Consider the following 21521-nt stretch of genomic DNA (forward strand, 5'->3'; position numbering starts at 1 on the left):
TGCCCACCCACCCCAGCCACCCCCAACCCGTCCGGCGCCTGAGGACGAGGCCCGTTCAGGGCCGACGGGGGTCCAGGGGGCGGAGCCCCCTGGTGGGGTCGAAGGGGCGAAGCCCCTGGAGGTGGGACGGGTAGGGGCGGCGGGGGCGAAACCCGCCGGAACACGCACCCGCCGCATCGAAGGCCTCCTCCTCGGCCTCGCCGCAGGCGACGCCGCCGGCTGGCCCGCCGCCCGCCACAGAGCCGCCCGCATGCCGGAATGGACCCGCCGCCTCACCCGCGAACTGGACACCTTCGCCGACCAGAACGCCACCACCACCCTCCCCGTCCCCATCGCCCTCAACCAACCCCCCGAACCCCTCCGCCTGGGCCCCTCCGACGACGCCGAGTGGGCAGCCTTCGCCGCCGAGGCCGTACTCCGCGCCGGCGACGACACCGCCCTCGGCGACCTCAGCAGACACCGCCGCATGCGCGCAGCCATCGACCTCACCTGGAACGCCGTCGCCAGCGAGGTCGCCGCCGCAGCGAACCGCGCCCCCGAGATCGAATCCGCCGTCCTCCCCCTCCGCGCCCGCATCTCCGTCCGCGCAGGACTCGGCAACCTCGCCACCGGCCTGCGCCCACCCGCCACCGGCCACGACAACCCCCACTACTTCGACGACGCCGCCTGCGTAAGAGCCTGCGTCCTCGCGGTGGCACACCCCGGCGACCCCGAACTCGCCGCCGAACTCGCCGAGTTCGACGCCCGCTACACCCAGGACGGCGACGGAGTCCACGGCGCCCGCGCCATGGCCGCCGCCCTCTCCCTCGCCCTGACCGGCGAGCCCCCGGACGCCTGCGTCAAAGCCGCCCTCGCGGAACTCCCGCCCGGGACGGAGATCGGCCGCAACGCCCGCCACGCCCTGGCCCTCGCCGACGCCGCCGACAGCGCCTTCGCCCTGATCCCCCACCTGGAACACCAGATCGTCGACCACGTCTACAGCTACGGCATCGCGGCCGCCGAGACGGTTCCCGTGGCGCTCGCCCTGACCACCGCCGCCCAGGGCCGTATCGCCGAAGCGGTCCCGGCGGCGGCCTGCCTCTCCCGGGTCGCCGACTCCGCCCCCGCCCTGGTGGGCGCCCTCACCGGCGCCCTGGGCGGCGGCGCCGCGCTCCCCGCGTCCTGGAGCGACGCCTGCCGCGTCCTGTCCGGCTGCGCACTCCCCCGCCTCACCGGTACGGACCTCGTGGAACTCGCCGAACTCCTGGAAGCCGCACAACCGGCCACAACAGGAGGATGATGCGCCCCATGAAACCACCTGAACACCACCAAATCCCCCCACCTCACCCAGAAACCGCCTCGGCCACCCTCGACGACCGCATCACCTCCGCCCTCGTCGGCGCGGCCGTCGGCGACGCCCTCGGCGGCCCGGTCGAGGGCTACTCCCCCGACCAGATCCTCGAACGCCACGGCGGCCGCGTCCACGGCATCGTCGGCCCCTGGAACGGCGACGCCTGGCGCACCGCCCGCCCCCTCGCCCCGTACCACAAGGGCGACGGCCACGTCACCGACGACACCTTGCTGACCCACGCCCTGATCCGGGTCTACGCCAAGGTCCGCGACCACCTCGACGCGTACGCGATCGCCGACCACCTGGTCCCGGACCTGATGAACACCCCCCGCTGGATCCCGGAGTTGGAGGCGGAGGCACTCCCCCTGCACCGCGTCTTCCTCGCGGAGAAGTGGCTGGTGGCCCGCCTCCACTACGGCCACGTCGACCCCCGCGAGGCCGGCACCGGAAACATCGTCAACTGCGGGGCGGCGATGTACATGGCCCCGGTCGGCCTGGTCAACGCGGCCAACCCGCACGCCGCCTACGCCGAGGCCCTGGACATCGCGGGCGCCCACCAGTCCTCCTACGGCCGTGAGGCGGCGGGCGTCTTCGCGGCGGCGGTCGCGGCGGCCTGCACCCCGGGCGCGACCCCGGAGTCCGTCGTCGACACCTGCCTCGCGCTCGCCAAGGACGGCACCCGCGAGGCCATTGAGAAGGTCTGTGAAGTCGCCGCCCGCCACAGCGACTTCGAGTCGGCGCTGACCCCGATCCGGCAGGCGGTGGCGCCGTACGACACGGTCGGCCCCGACTACCGCTCCCCCTCGCTCGGCGCCCGCCGCCCCTCCCGGCTGCACGCCATCGAGGAACTGCCCGTCGCGCTCGGCATGTTGCTGGTGGCGTCCGGCGACTACCGCCGGACGGTGCTCGGCTCGGTGAACTACGGCCGGGACTGCGACTCCATCGCCACCATGTCCGGCGCCCTGTCCGGCGCGCTGGGCCACCGCGTGCCCGAGGACTGGGCGAAGCAGGTGGCCGACGCCAGCCGCCTCGACCTGTGGGAACCCGCCCGCACCCTCGCCGCCGTGACGCGCGAGGTCTTCGACCGTGACGTACAGCGCCGCCGCGCCCACGAGCGCGCCCTCACCGCCCTCGGAGGTCCCGAATGCTCCGACTGACCTGGGTCCAGCCCGAGGACCTGATCGGTCACGAACTGCGCCAGGCGGCCCTGGACGGCCGCGAGCCCTCCCGGATCGCCAACCGCTGGAGGGCGGCGGGCGGCCTCGACGCACCCGCGCGCTCGGGCGCGTCCCCCGACCGCGCCTCCCGCTACCTCCGCCTCCTCGCCGAGGACCTGCTCGACGAACTCGCCGACCTGCCCAGCAGCCTGACGGACCACGAGCCGACCGACCTCGCCGCCATCAGGGCCGCCTGCCCGGACTGGCCGACGCCCAGGACCGCAGCCCCCGAAAGCGCCACCGAGACCACCACCGAAACCACCCCTGAGGTCACCCCGGACCGCTACGAGGCGGCCTGGCTGGGCCGCGCGGCCGGATGCCTGCTCGGCAAGCCCGTCGAGAAGCTCCCCCTCGACGCCGTCCGCCAACTCGCCCTCCCCACCGGCAACTGGCCGCCCACCACGTACTTCACCGCCAAGGGCGTCCCCGAGGACCTGCTGCTCACCCACCCCTGGAACCGCCGCTCGGCCCGGACCTCGCTCGCCGAGAACATCGACGGCATGCCCGAGGACGACGACCTCAACTACCCCCTGCTCAATCTGCTGCTCCTGCAGCGCCACGGCCGGGACTTCGACACCGCCGACGTCGCCCGCCTCTGGCTCGACGAACTCCCCGCGGGCCGTACCTTCACCGCCGAACGCATCGCGTACCGCAATCTGCTCACCGGTCTGGAACCGCCGCACACAGCCCGCCACCGCAACCCCTTCCGGGAGTGGATCGGCGCCCTCATCCGCGCCGACGTGCACGGCTGGACCAACCCCGGCGACCCGGCCGCCGCGGCCGAGCAGGCGCACCGGGACGCCACCCTCACCCACACCGCCAACGGCGTCTACGCGGCCATGTTCGTCGCCGCCGTCATCGCCCGGGCCGCGACCGGCGCCCACGACGTCCACGACTGCCTCGCCACCGGCCTGCGGGTGGTCCCCCCGGCCTCCCGGCTGCACCGGGCGGTCCGCCACGCCCTGGAACTCGCCCACGAGCACGAGGACTTCGACACGGTCGTGGACCACCTCCACGCCACCTACGCAGCCGCCCACCACTGGGTACACGCCGTCCCCAACACCGCGCTCGTCGCCGCCGCCCTCACCCACGCGGACGGCGACTTCACCGGCTCCGTCTCCCGTGCCGTGTCCGGCGGCTGGGACACCGACTCGGGCGGCGCCACCGCGGGCAGCATCGCCGCTCTCCTCGCCGGGCACCCCGGCGCGCTCCCCGACCACTGGACGGCCCCGCTGAAGAACCGGCTGGCCACCTCCGTCGGCGACTTCAACGGCACCGGCTTCGACACCCTGGCCCAGCTCACCCACCGGGAGACGCTCCGCCCATGAACCGAGCCCCGCTGACCGGACTGCGCGTCCTGGACCTGGCCACCCTGTTCGCCGGCCCGCTCGCCGCCACGGCGCTCGGCGACTTCGGCGCGGAGGTCATCAAGGTCGAGCACCCGGACCGGCCCGACCCGTCCCGCGGCCACGGCCCGGCCAAGGACGGCATCGGGCTGTGGTGGAAGCACCTGGGCCGCAACAAGCGCGCCATCACGCTGAACCTGTCCACCCCCGGCGGCCGGGACACCCTGCTGCGGCTCGCCGCCACCGCCGACGTGATCATCGAGAACTTCCGCCCCGGCACCCTGGAGAAATGGGACCTCGGCTGGCCCGAGCTGTCGGCGGTCAACCCGCGGCTGGTGCTCACCCGGGTCACCGGCTTCGGCCAGTTCGGCCCGTACGCCCACCGCCCCGGCTTCGGCACCCTGGCCGAGGCGATGAGCGGCTTCGCCGCGCTCACCGGGGAGCCGGACGCGCCGCCGACGCTGCCGCCGTTCGGCCTCGCGGACTCGATCGCCGGCCTGGCCACGGCGTACGCCGTCCTCACGGCGCTCGCCGCCCGTGACCGCACCGGCGAGGGCCAGGTCGTCGACCTCGCCCTGATCGAGCCGATGCTCTCGGTCCTCGGCCCGCAGCCCACCTGGTACGACCAGCTCGGCTATGTCCAGCAGCGCACCGGCAACCGCTCCGCGAACAACGCCCCGCGCAACACCTACCGCACGGCGGACGGCAGCTGGGTCGCGGTCTCCACCTCGGCGCAGTCGGTCGCGGAGCGCGTGATGCGCCTGGTGGGCCGCCCGGATCTGGTGGACCAGCCGTGGTTCGCGACGGGCGTGGAGCGGGCCCGGCACGCCGACGAACTGGACGCGGCGGTCGGCGGCTGGATCGCCGAGCGCACCCGCGACGAGGTGCTCGCGGCCTTCGAGAAGGCGGAGGCGGCCGTCGCGCCCATTCAGGACGTGCGCGACGTGATGACGGACCCGCAGTACCAGGCGCTCGACACCATCACCACGGTCGACGACCCGGAGCTGGGCCCGCTGCGTATGCAGAACGTCCTCTTCCGGCTCTCCGCGACCCCCGGCGCGATCCGCTGGACCGGCCGCCCGCACGGCGCCGACACCGACGAGGTGCTCACCGAACTCGGCCTGACCCCGGCCGAGGTGGCGGCCCTGCGCGCGGAGGGCGCCGTATGACGCCCCCTCTGACCTGGCTGTACGTACCCGGCGACCGGCCGGACACGGTGGCCAAGGCGCTGCGGACCGGCGCCGATGTCGTGGTGGTCGACCTGGAGGACGCGGTCGCCCCGGACCGCAAGGAGTACGCCCGGGACGCCACGGCCGAACTCCTCTCCGACCCCCAGCCCGTGTCGGTCCACGTCCGGGTGAACGCCCTGGACGGTCCCCTGGCGGCGGACGACCTCCGCGCCCTGGCCCACCGGGCCGGGGTGGCCGGGCTGCGGCTGCCCAAGGTCACCTCCCCCGAGCAGATCCTCAGGGTCGCGCGGTGCACCCCGCACCCGCTGTACGCCCTGCTGGAGTCCGCCCTGGGCATCGAGCACGCCTTCGCCATCGCCGGGGCCCATCCCGCCGTGCACGGCATCGCCCTCGGCGAGGCGGACCTCCGGGCCGATCTCGGGGTACGGGACGACGCGGGCCTGGACTGGCCGCGCTCCCGGGTGATCGTGGCCGCCCGGGCGGCGGGGCTGCCGCCGCCGCCCCAGTCCGTGTACCCCGACACCCGGGACCTGGCGGGCCTCGCGGCGAGCTGCGCGCACGGCCGCGCCCTGGGCTTCCTGGGCCGGGCGGCGGTCCACCCCCGCCAGCTCCCGGTCATCGAGCGGGCCTACCTGCCCACCGAGGAGGAGCTGGCGCGGGCGGAGACGATCGTGAAGGCCGCCGCGGCGCACGAGGGCGCGCAGGCGCTGCGCGACGGCACCTTCATCGACGCGGCGGTGGTGACGGCCGCCCACCGCACGCTCTCCCTCGCCGCCCGCCGCGGCTGAACACGGCGAAGGGCGCCCGGAACACTCCGGGCGCCCTTCGCCGTCGTACGACCGACCGGTCAGCCCTTCTTGGCCGACCCGGCCTCGTCCTTGGTCCCGTCCTTGGTCTCGGAGGACTCGGCGGACTCCGCGTCTTCGGAGGACTTGGCCGGCTCCACGGAGTCCGACCCCTCGGCGTCCCCGTCCCCGGAGTCCGAGGACTCGACCGCGGGGGCCGCGCCCGGCTCCACGACCTCTTCCCGGCCGGGCCGCTTCTTGGCGGAGATCACGATGTAGGCCACGGCCAGCAGGAAGACGAGCACCGCGGTCCAGTTGTTCAGCCGCAGGCCGAGGACGTGGTGCGCCTCGTCGACACGCATGTACTCGATCCAGAACCGGCCCACGCAGTAGGACGCGACGTACAGCGCGAACGCCCGTCCGTGGCCGAGCTTGAAGCGCCGGTCGGCCCAGATGACGAGCAGCGCCACACCGGCGCACCACAGCGACTCGTACAGGAACGTCGGGTGGTAGGTGCCCGGCTCCCGGCCGTCCGTGGAGGAGGTGATCTCCAGCGCCCAGGGCAGGTCGGTGGCCTTGCCGTACAGCTCCTGGTTGAACCAGTTGCCCCAGCGGCCGATGGCCTGGGCGAAGGCGATACCGGGGGCGACGGCGTCGGCGTAGGCGGGCAGCGGGATGCCACGGCGGCGGCAGCCGATCCACGCGCCCAGCGCGCCGAACGCGATCGCGCCCCAGATGCCGAGACCGCCCTCCCAGATCTTGAAGGCGTCCACCCAGTCACGGCCCTCGCTGAAGTACAGCTGGTAGTCCGTGATCACGTGGTACAGACGTCCACCGATCAGTCCGAAGGGGACGGCCCACACCGCGATGTCCGCGACCGTGCCGGCCCGGCCGCCGCGGGCGATCCACCGCTTGTTGCCGAGCCAGACGGCGACGAAGACGCCGATGATGATGCAGAACGCGTAGCCGCGCAGCGGAACGGGTCCGAGGTGGATCACTCCGCGCGACGGGCTGGGAATGTAGGCAAGTTCCATGGCAAGGTCGACGCTACCCTGCCGGGCCCCGCACGCGACGGGCAGCCCGGCTACGGCTCCATAACAGGCGCGCCCGAAACCTAGCTCTGGGCCGCCTCCTGCACCTGCTGCTTCAGCTTCTGGGGCGTCATGGACTGGTCCTGGTAGATGTTCTCACCGTTGAGCAGGACGGTCGGGGTGCCGGAGAAGCCGCCGCTGCGGAAGGCGTCGTTGGACTTGGCCACCCAGGCGTTGTGCGTACCGTCCTCGACGCACTTGCGGAAGGCGGGCGTGTCCAGGCCGTCCACCTTGGCGGCCAGCTCGAACAGCTTGCTGTTCTGGGAGAAGGCGTCGTCGGTCTCGGGCGGCTGGTTCTGGTAGAGCACGTCGTGGTACGGGACGAACTTCCCGGCGTCCTGGGCACAGGCCGCCGCGTTCGCGGCGTTGCGGGAGCCGCTGCCGCCCAGGTTGCCGTCGATGATCGTCGCGAGGCGGTACTCGACCCGGAGCTGACCGGCGTCGGTCAGCTCGTGGATGGTCGAGCGGTAGGCGTCCTCGAAGGCCTTGCAGGCGGGGCAGCGGAAGTCCTCCCAGACCACCAGGGTCGAGGGGGCGTCGTCCTTGCCGACCGGGATGGCCAGGCTGTCCTCGCCCTGCGCGCCCGAGGGCGCCACGACCGGCCCGGCGGAGTCGCTGTCGTCGTCCTTGCCGGTGTTGGCGGCGATCACGCCGATCACCGCGGCGAGCCCCAGCACGCAGACGACGCTGGCGCCGACGATCAGCGCCCGCCGCCGCTTCTCCGCGGCCTTCTGCTTCTCTCGCTCGACCGCCAGCCGCTCCCGGGCGGTGCGCTTTCCCTCACGGTTCTTCTCGCTCACACCCCGGAAACGAACCGGGGAGGCGCGCAGCGCCTCCCCGGTCCCAGGTCCACCCGTTCGAGTTACGCGGTGCCTCGCACGCCCTTGGCGAGTTCACCGGCGAGGGTGCGCACGGCCGCGATGCCGGCGGCGTGGTCGGGCGCGTCCAGCATCCGCTTCACGAACGCCGAGCCGACGATGACACCGTCGGCGAACCCGGCCACCTCGGCGGCCTGCGCGGCGTTGGAGACGCCGAGCCCGACGCAGACGGGCAGGTCGGTGCCGGTGCCCCGGGTCCGCTCCACCAGGTCCTGGGCCTGCGCGCCGACCGACTCGCGGGTGCCCGTGACGCCCATTAGCGAGGCGGCGTAGACGAAGCCGCTGCCCGCCTCGGTGATCTGTGCGAGCCGCGCGTCCTTGCTGCTCGGCGCCACCACGAAGACCGTCGCGAGACCGTGCTTCTCGGCGTGCTCGCGCCACAGCGCGGACTCCTGGACCGGCAGGTCGGGCAGGATGCACCCGGCGCCGCCCGCCTCCGCCAGCTCGGCGGTGAACCGCTCGACGCCGTAGCGGTCGATGGGGTTCCAGTACGTCATGACCAGCACGGGCTTGCCGGTGGCCGTGTGGGTCTCGCGGACCGTGCGCATCACGTCGGCGATCTTCACCCCGCCGCGCAGGGCGATGTCGTCGGCGGTCTGGATGACGGGGCCGTCGAGGACGGGGTCGCTGTGCGGCAGACCGACCTCCACGACGTCCGCGCCGCCGTCGAAGGCGGCCTTGATCGCCTCGATGCCGCCGTCCACGGTCGGGAACCCGGCCGGGAGGTAGGCGATGAGCGCGGCGCGTCCCTCGGCCCTGGCGGCGGCGAGGGTGTCGGACAGCAGTTGGATGTTCCCGCTCACTGGGCGTCCCCCTCGATCTCGGCGGTGTCGGCGGCGTTGGCCGGGACCTCGGCGTCGGCGCCCTGGTCGTACAGCCCGAAGTAGCGGGCGGCGGTGTCCATGTCCTTGTCGCCGCGGCCGGAGAGGTTGACCACGATCAGCCCGTCCTTGCCCAGCTCCTTGCCGACCTCCAGAGCCCCGGCGAGCGCGTGGGCGCTCTCGATCGCCGGGATGATGCCCTCGGTGCGCGACAGCAGGCGCAGCGCCTGCATCGCCGCGTCGTCGGTGACGGCGCGGTACTCGCCGCGGCCGGAGTCCTTGAGGTAGGAGTGCTCCGGGCCGATGCCGGGGTAGTCCAGACCGGCCGAGATCGAGTACGGCTCGGTGATCTGGCCCTCCTCGTCCTGGAGGACGTAGGAGCGCGAACCGTGCAGGATGCCCGGTTCGCCCGCGGTCAGGGTGGCCGCGTGCTCGCCGGTCTCGATGCCGTGCCCCGCGGGCTCGCAGCCGATGAGGCGGACGCCCTCGTCGGGGATGAAGGCGTGGAAGAGGCCGATGGCGTTGGAACCGCCGCCGACGCAGGCGACGGCCGCGTCCGGGAGGCGTCCGGCGCGCTCCAGGATCTGGCGGCGGGCCTCGACGCCGATGACCCGGTGGAAGTCGCGGACCATCGCCGGGAAGGGGTGCGGGCCCGCGACGGTGCCGAAGAGGTAGTGCGTGTGGTCGACGTTGGCGACCCAGTCGCGGAACGCCTCGTTGATCGCGTCCTTCAGCGTGCGGCTGCCGGACTTCACGGCGACGACCTCGGCGCCGAGCATGCGCATCCGGGCCACGTTCAGGGCCTGGCGCTGGGTGTCGACCTCGCCCATGTAGATGGTGCAGTCGAGGCCGAACAGGGCGCAGGCGGTGGCCGTGGCCACGCCGTGCTGACCGGCGCCGGTCTCGGCGATGACCCGGGTCTTGCCCATGCGCTTGGTGAGCAGGGCCTGGCCGAGCACGTTGTTGATCTTGTGCGAGCCGGTGTGGTTGAGGTCCTCCCGCTTGAGGAAGACCCGGGCGCCACCGGCGTGTTCGGCGAACCGGGGCACCTCGGTGAGGGAGCTGGGGCGGCCGGTGTAGTTGACCAGGAGGTCGTCGAGCTCGCGGGCGAACTCGGGGTCGTTCTTGGCCTTGTCGTACTCGACGGCCACCTCGTCCACGGCGGCGACGAGGGCCTCCGGGATGAACTTTCCGCCGAAGGCGCCGAAGTAGCCCTCCGGGCTCGGGACTTGACCCTTCGGGTCGGGGATGAAGAAGTCGCTGGGCATGCGTGTACCTCACGGTGAGTGTGTGTTGAGTGCACTAATCGCCGTGGGGGCGGGGCTGTTCGGGCGGCGTCAGGCCGCCCGTGGTTGTTCGCGCTCGCGCGGCGGTAGCCGCACGTCGAACAGAGCCCCGCGCCCCTGAGGGGCGCGCTGCCATCGACGGCCGTTGACCTGGCCCGGTTCGTCTCCGATGACGTACCGCACCCGGCGGCCGTGGACGCGCCTCGCCGGGGCTCGGCAGCCCCGGGGGCGGCAGCCGCGCGCGAGGCGGGCGTGCCGGTCCACGGTCGTCATGGTGAGAGTCATCGGAATCAGCCTAGCGAAGTTCAGCCGCGTCCATGCCGCAGTGCCGGGTGCTCGCCCGCCGCCACCAGGTCGGCCACCGCGGACTTGGGGTCGCGGCCGGTGACCAGGGACTCTCCGACCAGGACCGCGTCGGCGCCGGCGTTGGCGTAGGCGATGAGGTCGTGCGGGCCGCGGACGCCGGACTCGGCGACCTTGACCAGGTGGTCGGGGATCTCGGGGGCGACCCGCTCGAAGGTGCCCCGGTCGACCTCCAGGGTCTTGAGGTTGCGGGCGTTGACGCCGATGATCTTCGCGCCCGCGTCCACCGCGCGCTCGACCTCCTCCTCGTCGTGCACCTCGACCAGCGGGGTGAGTCCGATGGAGACGGCACGCTCGATCAGCGACTCCAGGGCCGACTGGTCGAGGGCGGCGACGATCAGCAGGGCGAGGTCGGCGCCGTACGCGCGGGCCTCCCACAGCTGGTACGACGTGACGATGAAGTCCTTGCGCAGGACGGGGATGTCCACGCGGGCGCGGACGGCCTCCAGGTCGGCCAGCGAGCCGCCGAAGCGGCGCTGCTCGGTGAGGACGGAGATGACGGCCGCGCCGCCCGCCTCGTAGTCGGCGGCGAGTCCGGCCGGGTCGGCGATCGCGGCCAGCGCGCCCTTGGACGGGCTGGAGCGCTTGACCTCGCAGATCACCTTGACGCCCTCGCCCTTCAGGGCGGCGACGCCGTCCTTGGCGGCGGGAGCCTTGGCCGCGCGTTCCTTGAGCTCGTCGAGGCTGACGCGCGCCTGCCGCTCCGCGAGGTCGGCACGGACACCGTCGATGATCTCGTCGAGCACACTCACGCGAGCGGCCCCCTTCCCGGTGCGAATACGAAAACGGATGGTCACTGCGATGGTATCCGCAGGAGGGCGTAGGCCTCGCATCCGGTTGACGGCGGTCCCACTACCTGGACATTCGCCTGTTGATCAAGGATGGAGCCAGCCACCGAAGGGCAGGTTCCGGACAACCGTGAAGACCAGCAGCAACGTGCCCAGCGTCCACAGGTGCACCGGGCCGGGCTCCAGCCGCAGGGGCCGTCCGCGGGCCGCGCGTACCACCCAGACGGTCCACAGGACGGCGAAGGCCAGATAGCCCAGTACGGCCGGCGCGTTGCTGTGCAGGGCGGTCGCGAGGTCGCCGTGGACGAAGGCGTGCGCGCTGCGCAGTCCGCCGCAGCCGGGGCAGTACAGGCCGGTCACCTGGAGCAGGGGGCAGGCCGGGTAGTGGCCGGGCTCGTTGGGGTCCACGCGGGCGACGTACGCGAAGGCGGCGACCACGGCCGCGAGCACCCCGGCGGGCACGGCGAGCCGTCCGAGGGCGGCCGTGGCTCCGCGGCGGGTCACGCTGCGACTGTCGGTGTTCACGCCTGGCATTCTCCCCCGAAAACGCCCGAGGGGCGGCTGTGGGGCCGCCCCTCGGGTACGTCGTGCGTGCTTGTCAGCTCTCGGCGCGCGCCGCGTCGCTGGTGCGCAGGGGCTTGCCGGCGTCCTTGGCCTGGCCGAGGCCCATGCCCTTCATGACCCAGCCGACCACACCGCCGAGCACAACGACGCCCATGCTGGCCCAGAAGCCCGCCGGGTTGGCCAGCACCATGAAGGCGCCCGCGGCGCAGAAACCGATGAAGGCGATTGTGACACCGGTCCAGGCGGCCGGGGTGTGACCGTGGCTGCTGCCCGCCATGACTTGCTCCTCGTTGCTGTGTGTAAGTCTCCGAGCCGGACGCTCGACGACATTGTCGCGCATGCGCACACGGGAGGTGATCGGGGGTCACCCTCGCGCGTCGGACGGACCGCCCCTGGCCGGAAGGAGCAGTGGCTAGGGCCTGTCGTTTGGATCATCCTGGCGTCGCGGGGTCTGGCACGCGCATCTGCCGCGTTGTCGTCGGTCGCCGACGCTCCGCGTCGACTCCCTCCTCCGCCTTGCAGCTGCACGCACCAGACCCCGCTCGGCTCAGTCACGACGGACCGTCGATCAGAGCCAGGCTGATCCAAACGAAAGGCCCTAGGCGCCCGTCGGGTCCTCGCCGCGGTCGAGGGCCTTCCAGAGGTCCTCGGGGCGGTCCGGGTCGACGGCGGGGGCGCGGCGCGGGCGGGGGGCGCCGGAGCGTTCGTAGCGGCTGGACATCGCGGGCCAGACGGAGGCGTAGCGCAGGGCGAGCAGTCCGGCGAGCAGCATCAGCAGTCCGCCGACGGCGGTGACGTAGGGCCACGCGGTGTGGCTGAGCGCGGCGACGGTGGCGCCGGTGTCGCCGGTGGCGCGGGCCGCCTTCTCGTCGAGGGCGCCGCTGTCGCTCGCGCCGATCAGGGAGGCGGCGATGGTGCCGGCGCCGGAGAGGGCGAGCAGCCCGGCGACGAAGGTGCGGCCGAGGCGGCGTACGGCGAAGACGGCGACCAGCGCGGCGAGGCCGACTATGGCGAGCGCCGCGGGTACGCCCGTGACGTCGCTGCCGTTGGCGGTCAGCGGGAAGTCGCCGCCGGCCACCGTGGCGGTGCCCTCCGACCACTGCTGACGGGTGGCCAGCAGCGCCACGGCCGCGCCGAGCGCGCCGGACAGCAGGGCCGCGGCGAGGCTGACGCGGCCGGCCCGGGCGGGTCCGGCGGCTTCGGAACGGGGGTGAGGTACAGCAGTCACGTACTCCACTATCGCCTGAACCCCGGGCGAACCGGCACCCGGGGTTCGTATGAGAAGCGCCCTATTTCCCCGGAGCCCTATTTCTGCAAGCGGTTGGCGGTGTGCACGGCGCGCAGGACGGCGGCGGCCTTGTTGCGGCACTCGGTGTCCTCGGCGACCGGGTCGGAGTCGGCGACGATTCCGGCGCCCGCCTGGACGTAGGCGGTGCCGTCGCGCAGCAGGGCGGTGCGGATGGCGATGGCGGTGTCGGAGTCGCCGGCGAAGTCGAGGTAGCCGACGCAGCCGCCGTACAGACCGCGCCGGGAGGGCTCCAGTTCGTCGATGATCTGCATCGCGCGGGGCTTGGGCGCGCCGGAGAGGGTGCCGGCCGGGAAGCAGGCGGTGAGCACGTCGAAGGCGGTACGGCCCTCGGCGACCTTGCCGGTGACCGTGGAGACGATGTGCATCACGTGCGAGTAGCGCTCGATGGACATGAAGTCGACGACCTCGACGGAGCCGGGTTCGCAGACCCGGCCGAGGTCGTTGCGCCCGAGGTCGACGAGCATCAGGTGCTCGGCGCGCTCCTTGGGGTCGGCGAGCAGGTCGTCCGCGAGCGCCTGGTCCTCCTGCGGGGTGGCACCGCGCCATCGGGTCCCGGCGATGGGGTGCACCATGGCCCGGCCGTCCTCGACCTTGACCAGGGCCTCGGGGGACGAGCCGACGACATCGAAGCCCTCGAAGCGGAAGAGGTACATGTACGGCGAGGGGTTGGTCGCCCGCAGCACCCGGTAGACGTCCAACGCGCTTGCCGTGCACGGCGTTTCGAAGCGTTGGGAGGGGACGACCTGGAAGGCCTCGCCGGCCCGGATGCGCTCCTTGATGTCCTCGACGGCCCGCTGGAAGTCCTGCCCGCCCCACAGGGCGGTGTACTCGGGCAGTTCGGAGGGCGGCAGGACGGCCGGGGGCTGGGCGACGGCGCGGGAGAGGTCGGCCTCCATGGCGTCGAGGCGGGCGATGGCGTCGGCGTAGGCCTCGTCGACGCCGGTGTCGAGGTCGTTGTGGTTGATCGCGTTGGCGATCAGCAGGACCGAGCCCTCCCAGTGGTCCATGACGGCGAGGTCGCTGGTCAGGAGCATGGTCAGCTCGGGCAGTTTCAGGTCGTCGCGCTCGCCGGGGCCGATCTTCTCCAGGCGGCGGACGATGTCGTAGCCGAGGTAGCCGACCATGCCGCCGGTGAACGGGGGCAGGCCGTCCTGGTGGGGGGTGTGCAGGGCCTCGATGGTGGCGCGCAGGGCGGCGAGCGGGTCGCCGTCGGTGGGTACGCCCACGGGCGGCGCGCCGAGCCAGTGCACCTGGCCGTCGCGCTCGGTGAGGGTGGCCGCGGAACGCACGCCGACGAAGGAGTAGCGGGACCAGGAGCGGCCGTTCTCCGCGGACTCCAGCAGGAAGGTGCCGGGGCGCTCGGCGGCGAGCTTGCGGTAGAGCGCGACCGGGGTGTCGCCATCGGCGAGGAGCTTGCGCGTGACCGGGATGACGCGCCGGTCGGTGGCCAGCTTGCGAAAGGTCTCAAGGTCCATGGCCGGTGACCTTACTGATCTCCGGCGGGTGCGCCGGAATCCTTGAGGAGGACGTCGGCGTCGAAGCAGGTGCGCGCCCCGGTGTGGCAGGCGGCGCCGACCTGGTCGACCTGGACGAGGACGGTGTCGGCGTCGCAGTCGAGGGCGACGGACTTGACCCACTGGTAGTGGCCGGAGGTGTCGCCCTTGACCCAGTACTCCCGGCGGCTGCGCGACCAGTAGGTGCAGCGGCCGGTGGTCAGCGTGCGGTGCAGGGCCTCGTCGTCCATCCAGCCGAGCATGAGCACCTCTTTGGTGTCGTACTGCTGGGCGATGGCGGGGAGGAGCCCGTCGGCGCTGCGCTTGAGGCGCGCGGCGATCTCCGGGTCCAGCTGGCTGGGCTGACGGGGGGTGCTGGTCATGGAGCAATTGTGCCGCGCCGCCCGGCCCGTCCCGGCCGTATGTCCACTGTGCGGACCTCCGGGGCGGCCGTAGGCTGGCGGCATGTCGACTTTCGCCAAGCGTGAACGACTTCTGCTGGCCGACCTCCTGGAGGCCGAGGGCCCCGACGCCCCCACCCTGTGCGAGGGGTGGACCACCCGTGATCTCGCGGCCCACGTCGTGGTGCGCGAGCGCCGGCCCGACGCGGCCGGCGGCATCGTGATCAAGCCGCTCGCCGCCCGTCTGGAGCGGGTGATGGCGGAGTTCACGGACAAGCCGTACGAGGAACTGATCCAGCTCATCCGCACCGGCCCGCCACGCTTCTCGCCCTTCGCGCTGAAGCAGGTGGAGGAGATGTCGAACACGGTGGAGTTCTACGTCCACACCGAGGACGTCCGCCGGGCCCGCCCCGACTGGACGCCCCGGGAGCTGGACCCGGTCTTCCAGGACGCCCTGTGGTCCCGTCTGGAGCGCACCGCCCGCCTGATGGGCCGCACGGCACCCACGGGCCTGGTCCTGCGCCGCCCGGACGGCCAGACGGCGGTCGCCCACCGGGGCACCCCGGTCGTCACGGTCACCGGCGAGCCCTCGGAACTGCTCCTGTTCCTCTACGGCCGCCAGAACGCCGCCGAGGTGGAACTGGACGGCGACAAGGAGGCCATCACCAAGCTCCACGAGGCGAAGCAGCTGGGCATCTGAGCGAAAGCCCCGGCCGCCGGAACCGAAGGACGGCGCGACCGGGGCTTCGACGGGCCGTTCAGCGCACGGGGTGCCCCGCCTCGCGCAGCGCCTGCTTGACCTCGCCGATGCGCAGGTCGCCGAAGTGGAAGACGGAGGCGGCCAGGACCGCGTCGGCGCCCGCTTCGACGGCCGGGGCGAAGTCGGCGAGCCTGCCCGCGCCGCCGCTGGCGATGACCGGGATCGTGACGTGCTTACGGACCGCCTGGATCATCTCCAGGTCGTAGCCGTCCTTGGTGCCGTCCGCGTCCATGGAGTTGAGCAGGATCTCGCCCGCGCCCAGCTCCGCCGCCCGGTGCGCCCATTCGACGGCGTCGATGCCGGTGCCCTTGCGGCCGCCGTGGGTGGTGACCTCGAAGCCGCCGGACCCGTTGCGGCGGGCGTCCACCGACAGGACCAGGACCTGGCGGCCGAAGCGCTCGGCGATCTCGCGGATGAGGTCGGGGCGGGCGATGGCGGCGGTGTTGACGCCGACCTTGTCCGCGCCCGCGCGCAGCAGCTTGTCCACGTCCTCGGCGGTGCGGACGCCGCCGCCGACGGTGAGCGGGATGAAGACCTGCTCGGCGGTGCGGCGCACCACGTCGTAGGTGGTCTCGCGGTTGCCGGAGGACGCGGTGATGTCCAGGAAGGTCAGTTCGTCGGCGCCCTCGGCGTCGTAGACCTTCGCCATCTCGACGGGGTCGCCCGCGTCGCGCAGGTTCTGGAAGTTGACGCCCTTGACGACCCGGCCGTTGTCCACGTCCAGGCAGGGGATGACTCGGACCGCCAGGGTCATGTGTGCTCGGCTCCTCTGAATGCTTCTACTTCTACTTCGACCAGGATGCGCGGGTCGACGAAGCCCTCCACGACCAGGAGGGTCGAGACCGGGCGCACCGCGTCGAAGATCTCCTTGTGGGCCCGGCCCACCTCGTCCACGTCCCGCAGATGGGTGAGGAACATCCGGGTGCGGATGACGGACTCCGCCCCGAGCCCGAACTCGCCGAGCGCCTCGATCGCGCTGGTGAAGGCCACCTTGGCCTGTTCGTACGGGTCGCCCTCGCCGTACAGGACCTCGCCCCGGAAGGACGTGGTGCCCGCCACCAGGACCCGGTCACCCGCCGCGACGGCGCGTGCGAAACCGAAACTCTCTTCCCAGGGGCTTTGGCTCTGCACGCGCCGCACGGCTTCGGACGTCATGACGACACAGCCTCCAGGGCCTCTTCCAGGGTGAACGCCTTCGCGTACAGGGCCTTCCCGACGATGGAGCCCTCGACACCGAGGGGTACCAGCTCGGCGATGGCGCGCAGGTCGTCCAGGGAGGACACCCCGCCGGAGGCCACGACCGGGCGGTCGGTGGCGGCGCAGACGTTCTTCAGCAGCTCCAGGTTGGGGCCCTGGAGGGTGCCGTCCTTGGCGATGTCGGTGACGACGTAGCGGGCGCAGCCCTCCTTGTTGAGGCGCTCCAGCGTCTCGTAGAGGTCGCCGCCGTCGCGGGTCCAGCCGCGCCCGCGCAGCGTGGTGCCGCGTACGTCGAGGCCGACGGCGATCTTGTCGCCGTGCTCGGCGATGACCTTGGCGACCCACTCCGGGGTCTCCAGGGCGGCCGTTCCCAGGTTCACCCGGGTGCAGCCGGTGGCGAGGGCGGCGGCGAGCGTGTCGTCGTCGCGGATGCCGCCGGACAGCTCGACCTTGATGTCCATGGCCCGGGTCACCTCGGCGATCAGGTCCCGGTTGTCGCCGGTGCCGAAGGCGGCGTCGAGGTCGACCAGGTGCAGCCACTCGGCGCCGGACCGCTGCCAGGCGAGGGCGGCCTCCAGGGGCGAGCCGTAGGAGGTCTCCGTGCCGGACTCGCCGTGCACCAGGCGGACCGCCTGGCCGTCGCGGACGTCAACGGCCGGGAGGAGTTCGAGCTTCGAAGCCATCAGAGGGTTCCGATCCAGTTGTTCAGCAGCTGGGCTCCGGCGTCGCCGGACTTCTCGGGGTGGAACTGGGTGGCCCACAGGGCGCCGTTCTCCACGGCGGCCACGAAGGGCTTGCCGTGGGTCGCCCAGGTGACCTTCGGCGCGGTCATCGCGGCGTTGTGCGTCTCCAGGGTCCAGTCGTGGACGGCGTAGGAGTGCACGAAGTAGAAGCGGGCGTCGGCGTCCAGGCCGGCGAACAGCTCGCTGTCGGCCGGGGCCTCGACGGTGTTCCAGCCCATGTGGGGCACGATCTCGGCCTGGAGCGGCTCGACCGAGCCGGGCCACTCGGCCATGCCCTCGGTCTCCACGCCGTGCTCGATGCCGCGCGCGAACAGGATCTGCATACCGACGCAGATGCCCATCACCGGACGGCCGCCGGACAGCCGGCGGTCGATGATCCAGTCGCCGCGGGCCTCGCGCAGCCCGGTCATACAGGCGGCGAAGGCGCCGACGCCGGGGACGAGGAGCCCGTCGGCGTTCATGGCCTTGTCGAAGTCACGCGTTATCTCGACCTGGGCGCCGGTGCGGGCGAGGGCGCGCTCGGCGGACCGGACGTTGCCGAAGCCGTAGTCGAAGACGACGACCTTCTTGGCGGACGCTGACGCGCTCAATTCCACACCTCCAGCCTGAGGACACCGGCGGCCAGGCACATCGCGGCGCCGATGGAGAGCAGCACGACCAGGCTCCTGGGCATTCCCTGCTTGACGAAGGAGATGATGCCGCCGACCAGGAACAGGCCGACCACGATGAAGACGGTCGACAGGCCGTTCACTGTGTCCCTCCGTTCGCTTCTCCGCCCGCGCGGCGCAGAGGTGCGGCCATCGTCGCCGTCTGCGGCCCGGCGGCCGCGCGTGCGTCGCTCACAGGGCACCCTTCGTCGACGGGAGGATGCCGGCCGCGCGCGGGTCCCGCTCGGAGGCGTAGCGCAGGGCGCGGGCGAGGGCCTTGAACTGGCACTCCACGATGTGGTGGGCGTTGCGGCCGTAGGGCACGTGCACGTGCAGGGCGATCTGCGCCTGGGCCACGAAGGACTCCAGGATGTGCCGGGTCATGGTGGTGTCGTACTCGCCGATCATCGGCGCCATGTTCTCGGGCTCGGTGTGCACGAGGTACGGGCGGCCGCTGAGGTCCACAGTCACCTGGGCGAGGGACTCGTCCAGCGGGACCGTGCAGTTGCCGAAGCGGTAGATGCCCACCTTGTCGCCGAGGGCCTGCTTGAAGGCGGCGCCCAGCGCGAGGGCGGTGTCCTCGATGGTGTGGTGGGAGTCGATGTGCAGGTCGCCCTCGGTCTTGACGGTGAGGTCGAACAGACCGTGCCGGCCGAGCTGGTCGAGCATGTGGTCGTAGAAGCCGACGCCGGTCGACACATCGACCTTGCCGGACCCGTCGAGGTCGATCTCGACGAGGACCGAGGTCTCCTTGGTCACCCGCTCTATGCGTCCTACGCGGTTCATGCGCTCTGCTCCTTCTTCAGTTCACGGACCGCGTCGAGGAACGCGTCGTTCTCTTCGGGGGTCCCGGCGGTCACCCGCAGCCAGCCGGGGACGCCGTTGTCCCGGACCAGGACGCCCCGGTCGAGGATCTGCTGCCACACGGCGTGGGCGTCGGCGAAGCGCCCGAACTGCACGAAGTTGGCGTCCGAGGCGGTGACCTCGTAGCCGAGCGCCCGCAGTTCGGTGACCAGCCGGTCCCGTTCCGCCTTCAGCTGCTCCACGTAGCCGAGCAGGGTGTCGGTGTGCTCCAGGGCGGCCAGCGCGGTGGCCTGGGTGACGGCGGAGAGGTGGTACGGCAGCCGGACGAGCTGGACGGCGTCGACCACGGCGGGGTCGGCGGCGAGGTAGCCCAGGCGCAGCCCGGCGGCGCCGAACGCCTTCGACATGGTGCGGGAGATGACGAGGTTGGGTCGCCCGTCGAGCAGCGGCAGCAGCGAGTCGCCGTGGCTGAACTCGATGTACGCCTCGTCCACCACGACCATCGACGGCTTCGCCGCCTGAGCGGCCTCGTACAGCGCGAGGACCGTCTCGGGCGGGACCGCGTTGCCCGTGGGGTTGTTGGGGGTGGTGATGAAGACGACGTCGGGCCGGTTCTCGGCGATGGCCTTCTCGGCGGCGGCGAGGTCGATCGTGAAGTCCTCGTTGCGCGGCCCGGAGATCCAGCCCGTGCCGGTGCCGCGGGCGATGAGGGCGTGCATCGAGTACGACGGCTCGAAACCGATGGCGGTGCGGCCGGGGCCGCCGAAGGTCTGCAGCAGCTGCTGGATGACCTCGTTGGAGCCGTTGGCGGCCCACACGTTGGCCAGGCTCACCGGGTGACCGGAGGTCTTCGTCAGGTACTCGGCGAGCCGGGTGCGCAGCTCCACCGCGTCCCGGTCCGGGTAGCGGTTGAGGTGACGGGCCGCCTCACGCACCCGCTCGGCGATCCGCTCGACCAGCGGCTCGGGCAGCGGGTAGGGGTTCTCGTTGGTGTTCAGCCGTACCGGCACGTCCAGCTGGGGCGCGCCGTAGGGGGACTTGCCGCGCAGCTCGTCCCGTACGGGGAGATCGTCGATGCCAGTCACTTGCCTTCAGGAACCTTCCAGCCGAACCGTGCCTTGATCGCCGCGCCGTGCGCCGGCAGATCCTCCGCCTCCGCCAGCGTCACCACGTGATGCGCGACCTCGGCCAGCGCGTCCTGGGTGTAGTCCACGATGTGGATGCCGCGCAGGAAGGACTGCACGGACAGGCCCGAGGAGTGGCAGGCGCAGCCGCCGGTGGGCAGGACGTGGTTGGACCCGGCGGCGTAGTCGCCGAGGGAGACCGGCGCCCAGGGGCCGATGAAGATCGCGCCCGCGTTGCGGACCCGGTCGGCCACGGCGGCGGCGTCGGCGGTCTGGATCTCCAGGTGCTCGGCGCCGTAGGCGTCGACGACCCTGAGGCCCTCCTCGACGCCGTCCACCAAGACGATCGCGGACTGCTTGCCCTTCAGGGCGGGGACGATCCGGTCGTCGATGTGCTTGGTCGCGGCGACCTGCGGCTCAAGCTCCTTCTCCACCGCCTCCGCGAGCTCCAGGGAGTCGGTGACCAGGACGGCGGCGGCCAGCGGGTCGTGCTCGGCCTGGCTGATCAGGTCGGCGGCGACGTGCACCGGGTCGGCCGTGGCGTCCGCGAGGATCGCGATCTCGGTCGGGCCGGCCTCGGCGTCGATGCCGATCTTGCCGGTGAAGTAGCGCTTGGCGGCGGCGACCCAGATGTTGCCGGGGCCGGTGACCATGTTGGCGGGCGGGCAGGACTCGGTGCCGTACGCGAACATCGCGACGGCGGTGGCGCCGCCTGCGGCGTACACCTCGTCCACGCCGAGCAGCGCGCAGGCGGCGAGGATCGTCGGGTGCGGCAGTCCGCCGAACTCGGCCTGCGCGGGCGAGGCCAGCGCGATGGACTCCACGCCCGCCTCCTGGGCGGGTACGACGTTCATCACCACGGACGACGGGTACACCGAACGCCCGCCGGGCGCGTACAGCCCGACCCGCTCGACCGGCACCCACTTCTCGGTGACGGTGCCGCCGGGGACGACCTGGGTGGTGTGGGTGGAGCGGCGCTGTGCGCGGTGGACGAGCCGGGCGCGGCGGATGGACTCCTCCAGCGCGGCGCGGACGGCCGGGTCGAGCTCGGCGAGCGCCTTGGTGAGTGCCTCGGCGGGCACCCTGACCTGCTCCAGCCTGACCCCGTCGAACTTCTCGGCGAAGTCGATCAGCGCCGCGTCGCCACGATGATGCACGGCCTCGCAGATCGGACGCACCTTCTCCAGGGCGGCCTGAACGTCGAAGTCGGCTCGGGGCAGCAGGTCGCGCAGGGCGGGGCCCTCGGGAAGGGCGTCGCCGCGCAGATCGATTCGGGAGATCACGCGGTCAATTCTCTCAGACCGGGCTCGGACGCCGTTCGCGCGTATCAATGGCTGATACAGAACGCATGCGTCACGCGGAAGATCCGCTTCACCGTTAGCGT

Annotated in this window: 25 protein-coding genes; 6 read left to right on the forward strand and 19 right to left on the reverse strand. The window is 72.4% G+C overall.

Going from position 1 to position 21521, the window contains the following annotated elements:
• Nucleotides 1-115 precede the first annotated feature (115 nt).
• The 5 genes from GA0115233_RS03025 to GA0115233_RS03045 are packed head-to-tail and all read left to right on the forward strand — an operon-like array spanning nt 116 to nt 5871.
• Entirely contained in the window at nt 116-1279 is a 1164-nt protein-coding gene (locus GA0115233_RS03025) for an ADP-ribosylglycohydrolase family protein (protein ID WP_255310037.1), read from the forward strand.
• Between the two features lie 8 nt (nt 1280-1287).
• Entirely contained in the window at nt 1288-2487 is a 1200-nt protein-coding gene (locus GA0115233_RS03030; protein ID WP_093718616.1) for an ADP-ribosylglycohydrolase family protein, read from the forward strand.
• Nucleotides 2475-3875: an ADP-ribosylglycohydrolase family protein gene (locus tag GA0115233_RS03035; protein ID WP_093718474.1), complete on the forward strand. Its 1401-nt coding sequence runs from the start codon at nt 2475-2477 to the stop codon at nt 3873-3875. Before GA0115233_RS03030 ends, GA0115233_RS03035 begins: the two co-directional genes overlap by 13 nt.
• Complete coding sequence (locus GA0115233_RS03040) at nt 3872-5062, forward strand: CaiB/BaiF CoA transferase family protein (protein ID WP_093718475.1); 1191 nt, start codon at nt 3872-3874, stop codon at nt 5060-5062. The genes GA0115233_RS03035 and GA0115233_RS03040 overlap by 4 nt, the downstream gene beginning before the upstream one ends.
• Nucleotides 5059-5871, forward strand: coding sequence for an HpcH/HpaI aldolase/citrate lyase family protein (locus GA0115233_RS03045; protein WP_093718476.1), 813 nt, complete (start codon nt 5059-5061; stop codon nt 5869-5871). Before GA0115233_RS03040 ends, GA0115233_RS03045 begins: the two co-directional genes overlap by 4 nt.
• 59 nt (nt 5872-5930) lie before the next feature.
• Here the strand turns inward: GA0115233_RS03045 and lgt are convergent, their stop codons facing one another.
• The 11 genes from lgt to hisI all read right to left on the reverse strand — a co-directional run bounded on the left by lgt (nt 5931) and on the right by hisI (nt 14844).
• Nucleotides 5931-6902, reverse strand: coding sequence for a prolipoprotein diacylglyceryl transferase (gene lgt, locus GA0115233_RS03050; protein ID WP_093718477.1), 972 nt, complete (start codon nt 6900-6902; stop codon nt 5931-5933).
• Nucleotides 6903-6982: 80 nt separating this feature from the next.
• On the reverse strand, nt 6983-7759 hold the full coding sequence (locus tag GA0115233_RS03055; RefSeq protein WP_093718478.1) for a DsbA family protein: 777 nt from the start codon (nt 7757-7759) through the stop codon (nt 6983-6985).
• Between the two features lie 62 nt (nt 7760-7821).
• Entirely contained in the window at nt 7822-8640 is an 819-nt protein-coding gene (trpA, locus tag GA0115233_RS03060) for a tryptophan synthase subunit alpha (protein ID WP_093718479.1), read from the reverse strand.
• Nucleotides 8637-9926, reverse strand: coding sequence for a tryptophan synthase subunit beta (gene trpB, locus GA0115233_RS03065; RefSeq protein WP_093718480.1), 1290 nt, complete (start codon nt 9924-9926; stop codon nt 8637-8639). The genes trpA and trpB overlap by 4 nt, the downstream gene beginning before the upstream one ends.
• Nucleotides 9927-9995: 69 nt before the next feature.
• Nucleotides 9996-10229, reverse strand: coding sequence for a tryptophan biosynthesis modulator TrpM (gene trpM, locus GA0115233_RS03070; protein ID WP_093718481.1), 234 nt, complete (start codon nt 10227-10229; stop codon nt 9996-9998).
• Nucleotides 10230-10249: 20 nt separating this feature from the next.
• The gene (trpC, locus tag GA0115233_RS03075) at nt 10250-11059 is read right to left on the reverse strand and encodes an indole-3-glycerol phosphate synthase TrpC (RefSeq protein WP_093718482.1); all 810 of its coding nucleotides are present in this window, start codon (nt 11057-11059) and stop codon (nt 10250-10252) included.
• Nucleotides 11060-11182: 123 nt separating this feature from the next.
• Complete coding sequence (locus GA0115233_RS03080; RefSeq protein ID WP_093718483.1) at nt 11183-11629, reverse strand: DUF2752 domain-containing protein; 447 nt, start codon at nt 11627-11629, stop codon at nt 11183-11185.
• A gap of 64 nt (nt 11630-11693) precedes the next feature.
• Complete coding sequence (locus GA0115233_RS03085; protein ID WP_093718484.1) at nt 11694-11936, reverse strand: HGxxPAAW family protein; 243 nt, start codon at nt 11934-11936, stop codon at nt 11694-11696.
• A gap of 321 nt (nt 11937-12257) precedes the next feature.
• Nucleotides 12258-12896, reverse strand: coding sequence for a TIGR02234 family membrane protein (locus GA0115233_RS03090; RefSeq protein WP_093718485.1), 639 nt, complete (start codon nt 12894-12896; stop codon nt 12258-12260).
• A gap of 68 nt (nt 12897-12964) precedes the next feature.
• Entirely contained in the window at nt 12965-14443 is a 1479-nt protein-coding gene (locus GA0115233_RS03095; protein ID WP_093718486.1) for an anthranilate synthase component I, read from the reverse strand.
• Between the two features lie 11 nt (nt 14444-14454).
• On the reverse strand, nt 14455-14844 hold the full coding sequence (gene hisI / locus GA0115233_RS03100; RefSeq protein WP_093718487.1) for a phosphoribosyl-AMP cyclohydrolase: 390 nt from the start codon (nt 14842-14844) through the stop codon (nt 14455-14457).
• A gap of 82 nt (nt 14845-14926) precedes the next feature.
• On the opposite strand from hisI, the gene GA0115233_RS03105 reads away from it, so the two are divergent.
• The gene (locus GA0115233_RS03105; protein WP_093718488.1) at nt 14927-15562 is read left to right on the forward strand and encodes a TIGR03085 family metal-binding protein; all 636 of its coding nucleotides are present in this window, start codon (nt 14927-14929) and stop codon (nt 15560-15562) included.
• Nucleotides 15563-15620: 58 nt separating this feature from the next.
• Here the strand turns inward: GA0115233_RS03105 and hisF are convergent, their stop codons facing one another.
• The 8 genes from hisF to hisD all read right to left on the reverse strand — a co-directional run bounded on the left by hisF (nt 15621) and on the right by hisD (nt 21420).
• A complete protein-coding gene (gene hisF, locus GA0115233_RS03110) occupies nt 15621-16376 on the reverse strand; it encodes an imidazole glycerol phosphate synthase subunit HisF (protein WP_093718489.1) in 756 nt (251 codons plus the stop codon).
• Nucleotides 16373-16777, reverse strand: a complete 405-nt coding sequence (locus tag GA0115233_RS03115; RefSeq protein ID WP_093718490.1) for a RidA family protein — start codon at nt 16775-16777, stop codon at nt 16373-16375. Before GA0115233_RS03115 ends, hisF begins: the two co-directional genes overlap by 4 nt.
• Nucleotides 16774-17502: a bifunctional 1-(5-phosphoribosyl)-5-((5-phosphoribosylamino)methylideneamino)imidazole-4-carboxamide isomerase/phosphoribosylanthranilate isomerase PriA gene (priA, locus tag GA0115233_RS03120; RefSeq protein WP_093718491.1), complete on the reverse strand. Its 729-nt coding sequence runs from the start codon at nt 17500-17502 to the stop codon at nt 16774-16776. Before priA ends, GA0115233_RS03115 begins: the two co-directional genes overlap by 4 nt.
• A complete protein-coding gene (hisH, locus tag GA0115233_RS03125) occupies nt 17502-18158 on the reverse strand; it encodes an imidazole glycerol phosphate synthase subunit HisH (RefSeq protein WP_176711625.1) in 657 nt (218 codons plus the stop codon). The genes priA and hisH overlap by 1 nt, the downstream gene beginning before the upstream one ends.
• The gene (locus GA0115233_RS40855; protein ID WP_176711626.1) at nt 18149-18313 is read right to left on the reverse strand and encodes a hypothetical protein; all 165 of its coding nucleotides are present in this window, start codon (nt 18311-18313) and stop codon (nt 18149-18151) included. The genes hisH and GA0115233_RS40855 overlap by 10 nt, the downstream gene beginning before the upstream one ends.
• A gap of 88 nt (nt 18314-18401) precedes the next feature.
• Nucleotides 18402-18995 carry an imidazoleglycerol-phosphate dehydratase HisB gene (gene hisB / locus GA0115233_RS03130; protein WP_062719038.1) on the reverse strand — a complete coding sequence of 198 codons (594 nt, stop codon included), beginning with the start codon at nt 18993-18995 and terminating at the stop codon, nt 18402-18404.
• Nucleotides 18992-20098 carry a histidinol-phosphate transaminase gene (locus GA0115233_RS03135; protein WP_093718493.1) on the reverse strand — a complete coding sequence of 369 codons (1107 nt, stop codon included), beginning with the start codon at nt 20096-20098 and terminating at the stop codon, nt 18992-18994. Before GA0115233_RS03135 ends, hisB begins: the two co-directional genes overlap by 4 nt.
• Nucleotides 20095-21420, reverse strand: a complete 1326-nt coding sequence (gene hisD, locus GA0115233_RS03140; RefSeq protein WP_093718494.1) for a histidinol dehydrogenase — start codon at nt 21418-21420, stop codon at nt 20095-20097. Before hisD ends, GA0115233_RS03135 begins: the two co-directional genes overlap by 4 nt.
• Nucleotides 21421-21521 lie beyond the last annotated feature (101 nt).

This window comes from Streptomyces sp. DI166, from assembly GCF_900091315.1.
Taxonomy (GTDB): Bacteria; Actinomycetota; Actinomycetes; order Streptomycetales; family Streptomycetaceae; genus Streptomyces; species Streptomyces fuscus.

Coding starts and splice junctions, on each gene's coding strand:
- GA0115233_RS03030 (WP_093718616.1), top strand. CDS start 1,288: ATGAAACCACCTGAACACCACCAAATCCCCCCACCTCACCCAGAAACC.
- GA0115233_RS03035 (WP_093718474.1), top strand. CDS start 2,475: ATGCTCCGACTGACCTGGGTCCAGCCCGAGGACCTGATCGGTCACGAA.
- GA0115233_RS03040 (WP_093718475.1), top strand. CDS start 3,872: ATGAACCGAGCCCCGCTGACCGGACTGCGCGTCCTGGACCTGGCCACC.
- GA0115233_RS03045 (WP_093718476.1), top strand. CDS start 5,059: ATGACGCCCCCTCTGACCTGGCTGTACGTACCCGGCGACCGGCCGGAC.
- lgt (WP_093718477.1), bottom strand. CDS start 6,902: ATGGAACTTGCCTACATTCCCAGCCCGTCGCGCGGAGTGATCCACCTC.
- trpB (WP_093718480.1), bottom strand. CDS start 9,926: ATGCCCAGCGACTTCTTCATCCCCGACCCGAAGGGTCAAGTCCCGAGC.
- trpM (WP_093718481.1), bottom strand. CDS start 10,229: ATGACTCTCACCATGACGACCGTGGACCGGCACGCCCGCCTCGCGCGC.
- GA0115233_RS03080 (WP_093718483.1), bottom strand. CDS start 11,629: ATGCCAGGCGTGAACACCGACAGTCGCAGCGTGACCCGCCGCGGAGCC.
- GA0115233_RS03085 (WP_093718484.1), bottom strand. CDS start 11,936: ATGGCGGGCAGCAGCCACGGTCACACCCCGGCCGCCTGGACCGGTGTC.
- GA0115233_RS03095 (WP_093718486.1), bottom strand. CDS start 14,443: ATGGACCTTGAGACCTTTCGCAAGCTGGCCACCGACCGGCGCGTCATC.
- hisI (WP_093718487.1), bottom strand. CDS start 14,844: ATGACCAGCACCCCCCGTCAGCCCAGCCAGCTGGACCCGGAGATCGCC.
- GA0115233_RS03105 (WP_093718488.1), top strand. CDS start 14,927: ATGTCGACTTTCGCCAAGCGTGAACGACTTCTGCTGGCCGACCTCCTG.
- hisF (WP_093718489.1), bottom strand. CDS start 16,376: ATGACCCTGGCGGTCCGAGTCATCCCCTGCCTGGACGTGGACAACGGC.
- GA0115233_RS03115 (WP_093718490.1), bottom strand. CDS start 16,777: ATGACGTCCGAAGCCGTGCGGCGCGTGCAGAGCCAAAGCCCCTGGGAA.
- priA (WP_093718491.1), bottom strand. CDS start 17,502: ATGGCTTCGAAGCTCGAACTCCTCCCGGCCGTTGACGTCCGCGACGGC.
- hisB (WP_062719038.1), bottom strand. CDS start 18,995: ATGAACCGCGTAGGACGCATAGAGCGGGTGACCAAGGAGACCTCGGTC.